The organism is Paenibacillus sp. CH40 (assembly GCF_024213605.1).
Lineage (GTDB): Bacteria > Bacillota > Bacilli > Paenibacillales > Paenibacillaceae > Paenibacillus > Paenibacillus polymyxa_B.
On the sequence record NZ_JANAVQ010000003.1, the window covers coordinates 285,725 to 299,336 of the forward strand.

Genomic DNA, 13,612 nt, shown 5'->3' on the forward strand with positions numbered 1-13,612 from the left:
TGTGCGCACCTCCTTTTAGGGCAAATCAATCAACATATAAAAAACAGAATCTTCTGCTTTCAGTGAGAGCTTCGGCTCCTGCTCAATACGAGCGGAATCGCGTCCTTGCAGAATATGTTCACCGTTCACACGCAGCGAGCCTTCGATGACGAACAGGAACACGCGCCGACCCTCGGCCTGTGTGAATTCTACTTGTTCTCCAGGCTGAAGCTTGCTTAAATAAATCGTTAAATCCTGGTTGATTGCAGCTATTTCACCCTCCGTGCCTGGTACGCGCTTTCCGGCAACGACAGGCAGAAGCTGACCGTAAAGACGCTCAGGATTGAATGCTGTAGCCTCATATGACGGTTTCAGTCCTCTCGTATGCGGGCTAAACCACAATTGCAGCAGACTGACATCCTCCGTTTGTGAAGCGTTGTGCTCCGTATGAATGATGCCGTGGCCCGCTGACATTCGCTGAATGCCTCCAAAACGGGTTACCGCTACATGTCCACGGTTGTCTTCATGACGCAGTTCCCCATACAGCACAATCGAAACAATCTCCATATCACTGTGCGGATGCGCCCCAAATCCCCGTCCCGGTGCGATGACATCGTCATTACAGACACGCATAGGGCCAAACGCTGTATTGTTCTCATCCTGATACTCCGCGAATGAAAAGCTGTGACTTCCCCGCAACCAGCCCTTATCGAAGCTGAATCGGGAAGCCGCCGGATATATTGTAAACATAATAGCCCTCCTTCAGGAAGAAAAATGAGATCAAATCCCTCTCATTGTAACCGAGCCCAAGCGATAAAGCTACGCCTCTGTCTGAGTGATAATCTCATCTATAAAAGACTGCAAAGTACTGGTAACAAAGGCTTCCTTACGCCGGATAAACACCGTTGTTACTTCATTGTATGGCTCAGGCATCGCATGACCGCATACAAGGCCTTGAGCCACCAGGCCGCTGATCGACGATTCGGGAAAAACAGTCATTCCAATACCGGCCGCCACACTGCCGATAATTGTCTCAAATGTCCCAAACTCCATAATCTGCTTGGGAATAATCCCCTCCATCTTGAGCCAAGTTTCCAGCCGTCCCCGGTAGCCGCAACCTTTTTTATACAGCAGGAGTGGACGGGTTGTAAGATCCTCGACAGAAAAATCATCTCCTTGGGATACGAGGACCAGTTTTTCCTGAAACACATCAAACTGTTCAATCAGCGGATGCTTGACCGGCCCGGTCACAAAAGCTCCATCCAGCCGCATTTCTGCAACCTCCTGCACCAGAGACTCTGTAACCCCGGCCTTGAGGGACAACTCGACATCCGGGTACTTGCTATAGTAAGCATGTAAAATGGCCGGGAGGGCAATGACAGTCTCCACAATGCCAATCTCCAGTACCCCAGAAGGTGTAGAGGTATTCTGAAACGCATGTTTCATTTCCTCAAATTGCGATAAAATGCTTTTCGTATATTGCAGCAGACGCTTGCCCTCTGCATTGAGGATCATTCCCCGCTTATGTCTATTAAATAAAGGCGTTTGCAGTTCCTTTTCGAGCAGCTTGATTCTGGCCGTTACATTGGACTGGACATAGCTAAGCTCGGCTGCAGCCTTGCTGACACTGCCATGCGCAGCCACCGTCTGGAAAATGTTTAAATCGTTCAGATCCACTACTGCTCCCCCTTATTGTGAAGGACAAGGGGCCATCAAAATTGACGCGCCTTGTCACTTATTATCATTTTAAATGATCATAATGTTTATTTTCAATCATTTTACCAACAGCTTCCTATCCTTTATGATGTGTCCATAAGATATGTCCGCTGAGACCGGCAAGGAGGAGCTTTTGTACATCATGAACAGACAAATCATGACCGGATCTTTATTATGCCTAATCGCCAGTATGTCCTGGGGGGCGATGTTTCCGGTTTCGCACATTGCATTACAACATATCAATCCACTGTACTTTTCATTTTTGCGCTATTTATCGGTTACACTCATTTTAGTCGTGCTATTGTGGCTCAAAGAGGGACGGACGGCATTTCGCTTTGAGGGCAAGGGCAAGACGTTGTTATTCTTTGGGACCATGGGATTCACCATTTATAATATGGCCGTTTTCCAGGGACAGCACGCGATGGGGGCAGCAGGTACTCTGGTAGCTTCTATAATGGAAGTGCTAATGCCGATGATTTCCATTGCGATGGTGTGGATCATGACCCGTAAAATGCCTCCGAAATATACACTAATCAGCATGGTGATTGCGCTGGCTGGGGCTTTACTTGTGATCACGAACGGAAAATGGACCTTTTTCACACTTGCCGGACAACATTTACTGCCGCTGCTGCTTATTTTCGTAGGCGTCGTCGGATGGGTCGTATATTCCATGGGAGGCAGCCACTTTGCAGGATGGTCTACTCTTCGGTATTCAACCCTAACCTGCCTGCTTGGAACTCTCGTCTCCTTCGTAGTCGTCACATTTGCCTCTGCTTTCAACTGGATTGTGGTGCCGGACTGGCAGGCTGTGTGGTCAGTTAAATACGAAATGAGCTTTATGATCCTGCTTCCAGGGCTAGCTGCCCTGCTTAGCTGGAATGCCGGAATCCGAAAGCTGTCTCCACTGAACGGAATTCTATTTATTAACTTTGTACCGATTACCACGCTGGTACTCATGTACTTCCAAGGTTATGTCATTAGCCGTTTTGAACTATATGGGACAGTGCTAGTCATTTTCGCACTGATTCTGAACAATATGTTTCAGAGAAGTTCGCTGCGTCCTTCCGACAGCTCACGGGATGTCCGTTTCCGCCTGGATCGCCGCAAGTCCTTCCAACGTTAACTTCTAACCCTGCAAACCAGAAATTATGCTAAACACATTAAAAAAAGCGCCTGTATACAGAGTACAATCTCCTGTATCCGGGCGCTTTTTATCATTTTAGGATTTTCCTTCAACCTGAAAACGTCCAACCAGTTCGCGCAATTCCTCTGCCATTTGGCTCAGGTCCGCTGTAGATGAAGCAATTTCCTCAATAGAAGCGAGCTGTTGCTCAGCCGCTGCTGAGATCGACTCGGTGTTGCTCGCTGCCTCGTCCGAAATGTGGGCAATATCGCTCATAATATCTACGACACCTACAGTCCCCCGTGCCATTTCCTGAGTCACTCCGGTAATGTCATTGATATGTACCATAGCTCGTTCCACGGCCTGGCTGATCTCCGCAAAGGATTGCTCAGACGTGGTTACCGAATCAATGCCTTCCGTCACCCGTGTCCGCGCTTGATGCATAGCGCCCAGAGCATGATTCATATCCACCTGCATCGCTTCAATGCGCTCCGAGATCAAAGTAGCCGATTTCGCTGATTCCTCAGCTAGCTTACGTACCTCCGTGGCGACCACGGCAAATCCCTTACCATGATCCCCAGCACGTGCGGCCTCAATGGACGCATTCAGAGCTAACAGATTCGTCTGTTTGGCAATACCGGATATAACGCTGATAATATTCACGATTTCACCGGAGCGCTCATTGAGAGAGTCCATGGCCTGTCCGAGATCGTTAACGGTCTCGTCGATGTCATGCATCTTCTGGACAGCCTGCGTAGCAGCCTTGCTGCCCTCCTGAGCCGACTCGGCGTTCATCTTCACATGTTCAGATACGCCCACCATACGCTCGGATACGTTCGCTGCTTGCTGAGCAAGCTCCTCCATATTTACGGAGCCGTGCTTGACGCTCTCCACCTGACGTTCGCTGCCCACAGCTACTTCCTGGATAGCAATGGTGACATGCTCAATCGCTTGGGTTGTCTGATCTGCACCCGCAGCCAGCTCCTCCGCTGAAGAACTTACCCGATCTGTCGTTTCGTGTACGCTTCGAATCATCGTGCGCAAACTATCCACCATGGTTTGAAAGTGAGCAGACAATTCGCCCACCTCATCCGTTTTTCCAGTTTCCAAATCGCCCGTCAAATCTCCTTCACTGATTCGTTCTGCTGATTTTTGCAGCTTACGAATCGGTACCAAAACAGAACGGGTAATCAGGAAAATCGCGATAAGCGCAATCACCAGTGAGGCAGCCAGCACGAAAATGGTTACATAACGCATGGCAGCGGTGGCATCGCTAATCTCGGATTGATAGAAGGTACCTGCAATTTTCCAGCCGGTATCCGTATTCGTTACATAGGTCAAATATTTCTCGCGACCTTCATGCATATAGTTGAAGTTCCCGCTCGGCGCAGTATACAACCTATCAAGCGAATTCTCCTGAGGAGATGAGCCCGCTTTAGCCGTAGGATGGACTACGAATTTCTTCGTATGATCCAAAATGATGATATACCCCTCCTGGCCCACTTTGATAGAGGCCAGTTTACGTACACTCTCCAGATTTAGAGAAATCCCGATAACCCCGGACTTGTCGGAAAGCGTCTGAGATACTACGACAACAGGAATACCCGATGAATTGATGATCACAGGCGTAATTGCAACCTTACCGGGCTGCTTCATCGCTTCGATGTACCATGGGCGTGTGCGAGGGTCAAATGTCCCTTCATCCTCCTTGGGCACCCCCCGGATCATCAGCCCCTCCGGTGTACCAACAAAAATATCCGTTGCATCTTCGTGCAAACCCTTGTATTGGATCAGCTTGGGCTGAATCAAAGGGCTGTTTCGACCATCTATCATCGAACCGTCCAGACGCTCCGCCAAATAACTCGCATCTTTAATTTTACTGGCGATTGCGTATTCAATAATTGAGTTAGCTGTCGCTACCCCCTGATTCGCACTGCCGTGGAGCTGTTTCTCCATAGCATTATATGATGATTTATAGGTCGCAGTGGAAATACTTAAGCTCGGAATCAGCAAAACAAGTAAAAAGCCTAAACTTAGCTTGTTCCTGAGTGTCCATATCGTTTTTCTCTTTCGCGTTGTTCCCATGTTTTTTCCCCTTTGCTCATAAACCGATATATTTGAATTACATTCCGTGTTAGTTATATCGGTTGAAAGTAGCAAATGATTTACAATAAAATTTCACAAAGGAGAAAAACAAAAACCGCGCCCTATAAGACTAAGGACGCGGTTATATGAACATTTAGACCTGTACGTTACTGTTTTCAGCCTTTTTGCGGCCAAATAACTGATCCACTGCCAGAAAACGTCCACCGACAAGCGCTTGCTGAAGGCTGGTGAACAGAATCAGCAGATCAAATTCAATCGAGCCAAAAGGCTGTCCTTTTTTAGCGGTTAGCAATACACCAATCATAACAATGGTCAATGCCGCTCCAGCCAGTCGTGTTCCGATACCCAGAACCAGTGCAATTCCTCCAACCAGCTCAACCGTAGCGACCACAGGGGCCATCCAACCAGGGAGTCCGATACTTTGGAAGAAGCCGGAGGTTCCGTCTAATCCCTGAAACTTTTGTGCACCGTGAACGATAAAAATAACCCCTGTAAAGATTCGTACCAACAATAATCCAATATTCATAAGCGTTTGATTCATTTGCTCATCTCCTTTTAAATTGTATAAAAATCCTGCAACAAACTACATAGTGTAGTGTATTGCACATTGAGAATCGGGAGCGCGAAAAGCGCCACCCGTAAGAAACATCTTGTCCAACTAGATTAGCGCCAGTGCGAACATAAGTGTCAGCATCACTAGCACATAGCTGGAAAACATAATCGAACGCCAAGGCATTTGAATGACAGGTTCTTGCTGAGGGTCTAAAATACGTGAGATACGATAATTAATGGACGTTTCTGCAAACGAGGAACAAGCGGCCGAGTTTACCAGGCGAGTATTGGCAGGTGTCATACTCAGAAGCTTGAGCAATGCGCTCCCAATCCCAACTGGTGAACCGGCTCGATGAATCGCTTCGTTATCAGCCAAAATTTCACGGGCCGTCTTATAATGATTGGTAATGTGACGCAGCACCGGCAAGTAAAACAGCTGTTTAGCACACACTTGCAGCAACCAGGTCTTCAACGGATCATAATGTTTCATATGATAGGCTTCGTGGTATATGACAGCCTCTTCCTCGTGCTTGTCCAGTACGGACAATAGTGCAGAGGACAATACAATGCGTGGCTTCCATAATCCCATGGTAAAGGCGGCTGGCTTGGCATAATCAATGACCCATATCCGATCGGTCCCGAGTTCATGATATCGCTCACCCAGTGCTTCGGTCAGCGGGAGGTCACGCATTCGGTGCAGTCTGCGAAAAGCTGCCCTGGTAGCCATACACTGTCTGACTGCTTCTCCTCCGGCGATAGCGAAGGTAACGAAAACCAGCCCGCTGAGCGCATCCACCATGTAGCCAATTCCGTAGTGCTGCAACAAACTTCTGCAAATTTGAAACACGTTATAATTCAATTTCCAGCCGAAAACATGCTGCCCGGCGTACATACCCATCTGTATAAGGGCGAAACCCGAAATCAAGGCGCCTGCTGTAAACAGTAATTTAGAACGTGTTTTCCACATCGCTACATATCCTTTTTCCATTGTTTAATTTTTTGTTCCAGACGTTCGATCAACTTCGGATCGGCCACCTCCAGAGCATCAATCATATGATTGACAGCAAGCGGACCAAATTCATCCACCAATTCGTGACTCAGTCCCTTGGATTGCTCATCCATGAACTCTTCCCTACTTAAAACTGGACGATATAAAGACGTTCTCCCACGTATACTCTTACTCAGTATTCCCTTGTCCACTAAACGGTTCATCACGGTCATTACCGTATTGAAGTTAAAGTCCCGATCCCCCTCCAACGCGGTCTGCACTTCTTTGATACTCCGATCCGAAGTGGACCATAAAATATCCATAATCTTGGCTTCCAGAGGCCCGAAAAATCGGTTAAGCCCGGTTTCGCCAGCTTTAAAATTCAGTCGTTTCATAAGAAGCACCTCACACTACCGATTGTAGTGTATATATCCGGCTAAAGTCAACCGTCACACCTAATGTCAGTTTCTTCATGTAATCATATACAAACCGCCGAATGTCTCCATCCGGCGGAAATTCATCGGTATTCATAACTTTCAGGTCAATCTGCCAATCTGTATCCTACACCTCTTACGGTTGCAATATATTCAGGTTCCGCAGGTCGATCATCTAGCTTCTTACGCAAACTTTTGACGTGCACATCTACAACGTTACTGCCGCCTACAAAATCCGTCTCCCAGATATCGTGCATCATTTGCTCGCGAGAGATCACTTTGCCTTGAGCATCAATCAACTTCAGCAGCAAATCGTATTCTGTTTTAGTCAGATTCAGTTGACTCTCTTCTTTATATACCAGCATTTTATCTCGGTCAATCCAGATGTCCTTGAACACCGTACGACGGCTGGCTTGCGCTGCCTGACGGGAAGCGGCAGGATGGCGTACAATCATCCGTTCAATGTCATGCACCATATGATTGGAAGCCAGCGGCCACACCAGCACCTCTTCTGAAGGAAGCAGCTCATTCGCATGTACAGACACCCGATCCTGAACCACGTACATAACCGGTGTGTCTTTCATGTGTTCTACCTCCAGACGATTGCGAATATCCAGTAATTCACTCTGTGGTTCGGTGGCGGTCAAATCGTAAATCAACAGATCGCTTCCCAGATGACGCTGCACTTCAGGCTCCCAGCGATGAAAAACCATCACATCAAAACACGCATCTGACAACGTACTCACCAACCCGTGAACTACACCCGGTACCGAACTGATTAGAATGATACGACGTGTGGTCGGACAATACAAAGGCTCATTAGAGGGAACGGTCTGCACCGTAGGTGTAGAGGGAGCTGCTAACATCGATGTCCAACTACCCTTCACCCGTCTAGGCATGTCAGCCACTTTGAAACGATTCGTTATCTGATTCGCTTGCTTTGACATTCCTTACACACTCCTCCGAATACGACATGGGCATGGGCAATAGTATACCCCGTTTCATGCGCAACCGTGTCAATCCAATCATGTGGGACTTCACTCATCACTTCATCTACCCGGCCGCATACCTGACAAATAATATGCTGATGATCGTCCATCCGTCCGTCATAACGACTAGCAGCTTCCCCCAGCTTCAATTCACGGATTAATTCCTTATCCGTCAAATAACGCAGTGAATTATATACCGTTCCATAGGCCAGATTATATCCGCGCTCCATCAACCGATTCATAACATCGGCCGCAGTAGGATGATCGTGAGCTTCACGAACCACATCATATACCGCTTGGCGCTGCGAAGTTAAATTTAAAGTTCTCATAGCGCATCTCCCTTAACCAACGCAGATTATATTAATTACAAACTTACAATCATAATAAAGATCAATTTAGAATAAGTATAAATCTTAATTTATTTCAAGTCAATGGGATCGGATAAATTGAACGGCTTTGCAACACAATGTATACATGGTACATCTCAGCTCATACACATCGGAGGAATATTTATGAAGGTATTGTGGATATTTACACTCTTTATGATGCTTATGCTCGGCACCATCCTGCTAGTGAACTGGCTATTCGGTACTCATACCCCGTGGGAGCCCATGGCATTGGCTTTTAGCACTATGCGTCCATCCGAATATATCGTATTGGCAGGAATGCTATTGTTGTTCTTTGTAACCGTAGGCAAAAAGCAAATTGGATACTCATTTCAATTCCTTTTCTCACGATGGTCGCGTTTTCTGAGAGTTCCCTCTTCTAACTCTGCTTCTTCGCACAAGAGCCAGCAGAAAAAACAGAACGGGGAAAATGTAAACAAATAATGGATGAATATAGATTAGGGACTGTCGCCCAAATTCAAAATGCTCGCTCAGGCTTGGCGTTTCTATCTGAGACCACAATAAAACAATGACACCGCAGGAAAGCAGCGTTTTTCGGTATGGTAAACCAAATATATCAGATATCGCTATCGCGGCTGCATAAAAGAACAGAGCCACTTTAAAAAAGTCGCCGATGATAACGGACATCAGTACAATTACATCGGGACGTTGCACATATTCCGAAAGCTGTACATTCGCAAATGTACTTAGTAATGGAAAAATAGAGCACTCTGTTATAGCCGTACCTAGCACGGTTACATTTAATATCGCGACTTCAATTAAAACGATCCCCCCAGCTAAAATGCCCCCATAACCTGCTCTGGTCATCTGTGAAGGCTTATGTACACAAGGGATAAACATCATGAAACAGATCATTTCACCGTATGGGTTGGCCAGACGTTCCCTTATGGCTGATCTGAGCACAGGTTTAAAGCCCTGACTCATTACGGGCTTCAGCTCTTTCAGACGAATGCTGCCCGATAAGATTAATAATGTATTTCCCAAGATAATAACGATGTATTCCGTTCATATTCGTTATCCAAATTAATAATGACTGAGTTTCCCAGAATAAAATGAAACATGAGAATGTGCATTTGCCCGGTGCTGATATATGTTTTGTTGGCAAAACGTTGACTCACGACGCATTCTCCTCTCCTTTTTTATTCCGAGTCTTTTTCAGCCATGACACGATAAGCAGCAAGAAAGGAAAAAACACGGCAAATATCGGAAACAGCCATTTCAGCACAAACTCGCCTATTACAAGATGGTGTTGATAGCCCAGAGCCATCAATACGCAAGAAACGAGCATGATCAGCCCAAACGGCAGGAGCAATTTACGGTAAGATATTCTTAATACATCCTCCGCAGCCTTAACCGCCGCATAATAGAAGATGAAGATTTTGAAAAAATCAAAAATAATAACGGTCATGACGCCGATGACATCTACCCTGTCGATAAAATCAGATATTTCTACCTTACTGATCATCGAGAGCAGCGGGTAATTCGCCCGTTTGAACACGTTCTCTCCCAGTGCAAGCACATTGGACAATGTAACAACAGACAGGAGCAGCCCCCCCAACAATACAGCGGTCACCCCTACCCCATTGGCACGGTAGCCCTTTTTTAATGTGGGGAGGATCATAGCAAACGTAACCATCTCGCCGTACGGGAGCATCACGGCTTGCGAATAAACAACTTGCCATATCGGCTGCCAGCCATGCTCGGCTATGGGCAATATATTGCCCACATCCACAATGCCTGCCAACAAAATCAATATATTCGTAGCCAGGCCCAGCAGCAGCAGCAAAATCAACATGATGATGGCCGTCCGGCCTGCAACCTCGATTCCCAGATGCATCACATACATCACAAGTCCAATCATCAAGGCACAGATGACTGTCAACGGCGTATGCTGAAGTGTCCGGTCGGCAATCAGTATCCCCGTGTCCCGAAGATCCCGTGCTCCGCCGTAAAGAAAAAACACGATATATATAAAAGCAAGCGCACTCCCTGCTTTCTTGCCGAAAAGGGTTCTGCAGTACTGCGTCATGAGCAAGTCGGGAAAGCGTCGGTGAAGGCTGCCATAGCATACAAAAAGCATTGCCCCAAAAACCGTGGAAATGAGGATGGCGATCCATGCATCCTTCCCCGCATTCCTTCCGGGAATAGACATCATGGATGTGCCCATCTCAAACAGCACCATAAGAGAGATCATCTCTTTTGCGTCCATCTGTGTCTTTTTCATGGCCTTCCCTCCTTGTTCTATTTCCACTAGTCTGATTCCCCCTTGGAATATGGGTTAGTCCGCGACTGCGTGTGTTTCAGTACAGAAGTCACTTGAATACGGACGGTGCTTTCCGCAAAATAACGTCTCCATTCGGAAGAGAGTTTTTCCCATTTTTTAGGATAACTCCTCTCCAGCGCAAGGCCGAAGCCTATTACATCGCTGTGGGTACGCTGTACCTCCCTGACTGTTGAACTGATCACTTTTTTCGTCTCCTCTGTCCATTGCTCCTGCAATCTTTTCATCGCCTCCGAACTTTGCAAGTTAATCGGGCACTCGGCTTCCTGTACCGCCCCGGTCTGTTTTAAGTTAATCACAAAAACAGGCTCCCCTTGCTCCATCTGAGTGTGTATATTGGTTGCAGAGAACAAGGTTTCGATGCCAATAGTTTCCCCATTCTTACCGCAGTTCAATGTTGTTTGGGCACTTTTTACCTTGTTGTTGATCATAGACAGTCCAATGGCCTGTTCATCGTCCAACCAGCGGACAAGCCGGTCCTTTTGGAACACCCCCATTCCGTTAATATGAACAATTGCTTTCGGTAAAATATTGTCCACATTGTTCTTGCTTGGGGCCTGCTCCAAATTCCCATCGACCTCTATGCCCGTCAGCACAGGACCGCCACCCTTATTGGACATGCTGCGAATGACATCGTCGATAGTCACCGCGTAATCCCCGGCATACAAACGCTCCGATGTTTCCAGCTTTCCTGAAATATCATTGGCGGGAATACGGCCGATCGCGGTCATGATTGCCAGCACATCCTTCCCAGTATTACCGCGTGCCACCATCATTTTCACCGGCAGCCGGATTTCTGTAGACCTTTCCAGAAAATCCAGCGTATCGCCGATTCCAGCCCGTGCCAGCTTTTCTCCAATAACGACCAGTCTGGTATGCGCCAGAGAAATGATCCGCGAAACCCTCTGTGAAGCTCTACGGATCGCTTGAAACAGATTCTTGCCCTTTTCCTGATACAAGACGACAGGGGTGGCTCCTCTCGCTTTAGCTCCAGCTATTTCATCTGCCACGATTACCTGCAGGGAAACCGCATAGCCCGACTCCCCATCCTCATCAATACCTATAGCCGCTACTACTGCCCTCTGATTCAGCTCCACGGAATCCCAACAGCCAGATAGAAGTGGCATCAATAACAGCCCCGTCAAACTCAGAATCCACACTCTCCACTTGAGGGTTATTGTTCTCCGTTCATTCCCCTTCCCCTGATGCACCCTGAACGCCCCCCTCCTGCATCGGTGAAGTTTTATTGGAAGGGGAAATTCCGCTTCCATCCTTCATTCGTTTCTGATTCGTAGATGCGATACTTTTAGGACGTTTCCGCATCATCCAAAATGGGAGCCGCAATACGGCATCCTTTTGACTCTCCAGCACGAAGGGACTGAAAGGGGCCATGTAGGGCACTCCAAAAGAACGCAGACTGTTCATATGGGCGATCAGCGCAATCAACCCCAATGTAATGCCATACAGCCCCATAAACGCCGCCAATATCATAAAAACAAACCTGAACAGTCTCCCGGCTACCGCCATGTTATATGTCGGAATCGCGTAGCTGGCAATCCCCGTCAGCGCTACTACAATCGTGAGCAGCGGGGTGACAATTCCAGCCTCCACAGCCGCTTGTCCCAATACAAGCGCACCGATAACGGATACCGTTTGTCCGCCCACACGCGGCATTCGAATACCTGCTTCTCGCAAGATTTCAAAGGTGATTTCCAAAATAAACGCCTCCAGAAATGCCGGAAAAGGAACGGATTCCCGCTGTGCTAGTATGCTGATCAGTAGTGGGGTTGGTATCATTTCATAATGATAAGTGGTTAAGGCGATGTAGAGAGAAGGTCCCAAAATCAGAATAATAAAGCTGATATACCGGATGAGTCGGACGACTGTCGCCATGTCGTAACGTTCCGAATAATCGGAAGAACTTTGAAAGAATTGAGCAAATATAGTGGGCATCACCAGTACAAATGGATTTCCATCGACGATGAGTGCCACCCGACCCTCCATAATGTTGCTGCTTATCGTATCCGGTCTTTCTGAGTTATAGATCGTTGGAAATGGTGTGAGATTTTGGTCCTGTATCATCTCTTCCACCATGCCGGCTTCGAATATTGCGTCAATATTGATGGATTTTACCCGTTGACGAACTTCATCTACGACACTTGCATCTGCAATATTCTTCATATACAGTATGGCCACATTCGTGAGGGACGTGCTTCCCACTTTGAACATTTCCATCGTAAGATCGGAGCTTTTAATCCGTCGGCGTACAAGAGAGATATTCGTGAACAGGGATTCCACAAATCCGTCCTTCGGTCCCTGGACGGCAGACTGTGTGGAAGGCTCGTTGACCGCCCGTACCTCTCCTCCACGTGTGCCGCACGCAATGGTCTTGTTACAGCCCTCCAGTAAAATAATCGTATCTCCCATTAAGAGTTGTTCCATCATGGAATTCCAATCATCGCATTCCTTCACTTCACCCAGTTCCAGCGCATGAGCCTGTATCCGATTGTAAAGCTCTTCTGCACTTTCTACCTCAGCAGCCACCTCGGCAGATGGGCGGCTAAGCAATGATTTCATGACGAGCTCATTCACCGTATCCGTCTTGACCATACTATCTAGAAATACAATGGCGGCAGGAACATCCGCCTTTAGGCCGACATTAAAACGGCGAATCAAGAAGTCTGGGCTGTTAGACGTCGATTCCTTAATTTGCTGCAAGTTGGTATCCAAATGAGCCTCGATCTTTAAAGAACGTGAAGAATTTTCTTTATTCTTGTCCGCATCCGACTTTTTATTATGTTTGCGATAGGGATAGCGAATCATGAGCAAACCTCATCTCCAGTAAGGCAGCAATAGTTACCGCCCATTTTTCCTTATTCTTGTATCTTTGGAGTATGCTCAATCTATTCCCAGTTATGCACCAAACATGTGAACGAAACGCTATAAGCGCACTCGCGTAATAAATTTCAATAAATTCTTCATTTGCAAGCTTAATGTCAGTTTTTTTGATAAAATGAAGGAATATGCCTCTCGGGAG

Annotated in this window: 15 protein-coding genes; 2 read left to right on the plus strand and 13 right to left on the minus strand. The window is 47.1% G+C overall.

The window, feature by feature from the left end; translation table 11 throughout:
- Positions 1-15: 15 nt before the first annotated feature.
- Both NLX73_RS11275 and NLX73_RS11280 read right to left on the minus strand, forming a co-directional pair.
- Positions 16-729 (minus strand): pirin family protein, encoded by a 714-nt coding sequence (locus tag NLX73_RS11275; RefSeq protein WP_254326196.1) that lies wholly within the window; start codon positions 727-729, stop codon positions 16-18.
- Positions 730-798: 69 nt separating this feature from the next.
- Positions 799-1,656, minus strand: coding sequence for a LysR family transcriptional regulator (locus NLX73_RS11280; protein ID WP_254326197.1), 858 nt, complete (start codon positions 1,654-1,656; stop codon positions 799-801).
- A 181-nt stretch (positions 1,657-1,837) separates the two neighbouring features.
- Here NLX73_RS11280 and NLX73_RS11285 point away from each other — a divergent pair, with 181 nt between their 5' ends.
- Positions 1,838-2,818 (plus strand): DMT family transporter, encoded by a 981-nt coding sequence (locus NLX73_RS11285; protein ID WP_039271680.1) that lies wholly within the window; start codon positions 1,838-1,840, stop codon positions 2,816-2,818.
- A gap of 96 nt (positions 2,819-2,914) precedes the next feature.
- Here NLX73_RS11285 and NLX73_RS11290 read toward each other — a convergent pair whose 3' ends face one another.
- The 6 genes from NLX73_RS11290 to NLX73_RS11315 all read right to left on the minus strand — a co-directional run bounded on the left by NLX73_RS11290 (position 2,915) and on the right by NLX73_RS11315 (position 8,216).
- On the minus strand, positions 2,915-4,903 hold the full coding sequence (locus tag NLX73_RS11290; RefSeq protein WP_250266867.1) for a methyl-accepting chemotaxis protein: 1,989 nt from the start codon (positions 4,901-4,903) through the stop codon (positions 2,915-2,917).
- Positions 4,904-5,057: 154 nt separating this feature from the next.
- The gene (locus NLX73_RS11295; protein ID WP_028540751.1) at positions 5,058-5,465 is read right to left on the minus strand and encodes a DoxX family protein; all 408 of its coding nucleotides are present in this window, start codon (positions 5,463-5,465) and stop codon (positions 5,058-5,060) included.
- Between the two features lie 117 nt (positions 5,466-5,582).
- The gene (locus NLX73_RS11300; RefSeq protein ID WP_254326198.1) at positions 5,583-6,443 is read right to left on the minus strand and encodes a M56 family metallopeptidase; all 861 of its coding nucleotides are present in this window, start codon (positions 6,441-6,443) and stop codon (positions 5,583-5,585) included.
- Between the two features lie 2 nt (positions 6,444-6,445).
- The gene (locus tag NLX73_RS11305) at positions 6,446-6,859 is read right to left on the minus strand and encodes a BlaI/MecI/CopY family transcriptional regulator (RefSeq protein ID WP_039271686.1); all 414 of its coding nucleotides are present in this window, start codon (positions 6,857-6,859) and stop codon (positions 6,446-6,448) included.
- 146 nt (positions 6,860-7,005) lie between these two features.
- Positions 7,006-7,845, minus strand: a complete 840-nt coding sequence (locus NLX73_RS11310) for a winged helix-turn-helix domain-containing protein (RefSeq protein WP_254326199.1) — start codon at positions 7,843-7,845, stop codon at positions 7,006-7,008.
- A complete protein-coding gene (locus tag NLX73_RS11315; RefSeq protein WP_069290605.1) occupies positions 7,821-8,216 on the minus strand; it encodes a Fur family transcriptional regulator in 396 nt (131 codons plus the stop codon). Before NLX73_RS11315 ends, NLX73_RS11310 begins: the two co-directional genes overlap by 25 nt.
- A 183-nt stretch (positions 8,217-8,399) precedes the next feature.
- Between NLX73_RS11315 and NLX73_RS11320 the strand changes: the two genes are divergently transcribed.
- Positions 8,400-8,717: a YczF family membrane protein gene (locus NLX73_RS11320; protein ID WP_254326200.1), complete on the plus strand. Its 318-nt coding sequence runs from the start codon at positions 8,400-8,402 to the stop codon at positions 8,715-8,717.
- On the opposite strand, the gene NLX73_RS11325 is transcribed toward NLX73_RS11320, so the two are convergent.
- From NLX73_RS11325 to NLX73_RS11345, 5 genes are read right to left on the minus strand one after another with little or no spacing between them, the layout of a single operon-like run.
- The gene (locus tag NLX73_RS11325; protein WP_254326201.1) at positions 8,619-9,278 is read right to left on the minus strand and encodes a GerAB/ArcD/ProY family transporter; all 660 of its coding nucleotides are present in this window, start codon (positions 9,276-9,278) and stop codon (positions 8,619-8,621) included. The genes NLX73_RS11320 and NLX73_RS11325 overlap by 99 nt on opposite strands.
- Positions 9,260-9,412, minus strand: coding sequence for a hypothetical protein (locus NLX73_RS11330; RefSeq protein WP_231109455.1), 153 nt, complete (start codon positions 9,410-9,412; stop codon positions 9,260-9,262). The genes NLX73_RS11325 and NLX73_RS11330 overlap by 19 nt, the downstream gene beginning before the upstream one ends.
- Positions 9,409-10,518 (minus strand): GerAB/ArcD/ProY family transporter, encoded by a 1,110-nt coding sequence (locus NLX73_RS11335; RefSeq protein WP_254326202.1) that lies wholly within the window; start codon positions 10,516-10,518, stop codon positions 9,409-9,411. Before NLX73_RS11335 ends, NLX73_RS11330 begins: the two co-directional genes overlap by 4 nt.
- Before the next feature lie 26 nt (positions 10,519-10,544).
- Positions 10,545-11,786: a Ger(x)C family spore germination protein gene (locus NLX73_RS11340; RefSeq protein WP_061830460.1), complete on the minus strand. Its 1,242-nt coding sequence runs from the start codon at positions 11,784-11,786 to the stop codon at positions 10,545-10,547.
- Positions 11,764-13,398, minus strand: coding sequence for a spore germination protein (locus tag NLX73_RS11345; RefSeq protein WP_254326203.1), 1,635 nt, complete (start codon positions 13,396-13,398; stop codon positions 11,764-11,766). Before NLX73_RS11345 ends, NLX73_RS11340 begins: the two co-directional genes overlap by 23 nt.
- Between the last annotated feature and the right edge of the window lie 214 nt (positions 13,399-13,612).

Excerpts from the sequence above, each read along its gene's own strand:
- NLX73_RS11275 (WP_254326196.1), bottom strand. The coding sequence starts at position 729 with ATGTTTACAATATATCCGGCGGCTTCCCGATTCAGCTTCGATAAGGGC.
- NLX73_RS11285 (WP_039271680.1), top strand. The coding sequence starts at position 1,838 with ATGAACAGACAAATCATGACCGGATCTTTATTATGCCTAATCGCCAGT.
- NLX73_RS11290 (WP_250266867.1), bottom strand. The coding sequence starts at position 4,903 with ATGGGAACAACGCGAAAGAGAAAAACGATATGGACACTCAGGAACAAG.
- NLX73_RS11295 (WP_028540751.1), bottom strand. The coding sequence starts at position 5,465 with ATGAATCAAACGCTTATGAATATTGGATTATTGTTGGTACGAATCTTT.
- NLX73_RS11300 (WP_254326198.1), bottom strand. The coding sequence starts at position 6,443 with ATGTGGAAAACACGTTCTAAATTACTGTTTACAGCAGGCGCCTTGATT.
- NLX73_RS11305 (WP_039271686.1), bottom strand. The coding sequence starts at position 6,859 with ATGAAACGACTGAATTTTAAAGCTGGCGAAACCGGGCTTAACCGATTT.
- NLX73_RS11310 (WP_254326199.1), bottom strand. The coding sequence starts at position 7,845 with ATGTCAAAGCAAGCGAATCAGATAACGAATCGTTTCAAAGTGGCTGAC.
- NLX73_RS11315 (WP_069290605.1), bottom strand. The coding sequence starts at position 8,216 with ATGAGAACTTTAAATTTAACTTCGCAGCGCCAAGCGGTATATGATGTG.
- NLX73_RS11320 (WP_254326200.1), top strand. The coding sequence starts at position 8,400 with ATGAAGGTATTGTGGATATTTACACTCTTTATGATGCTTATGCTCGGC.
- NLX73_RS11335 (WP_254326202.1), bottom strand. The coding sequence starts at position 10,518 with ATGAAAAAGACACAGATGGACGCAAAAGAGATGATCTCTCTTATGGTG.
- NLX73_RS11345 (WP_254326203.1), bottom strand. The coding sequence starts at position 13,398 with ATGATTCGCTATCCCTATCGCAAACATAATAAAAAGTCGGATGCGGAC.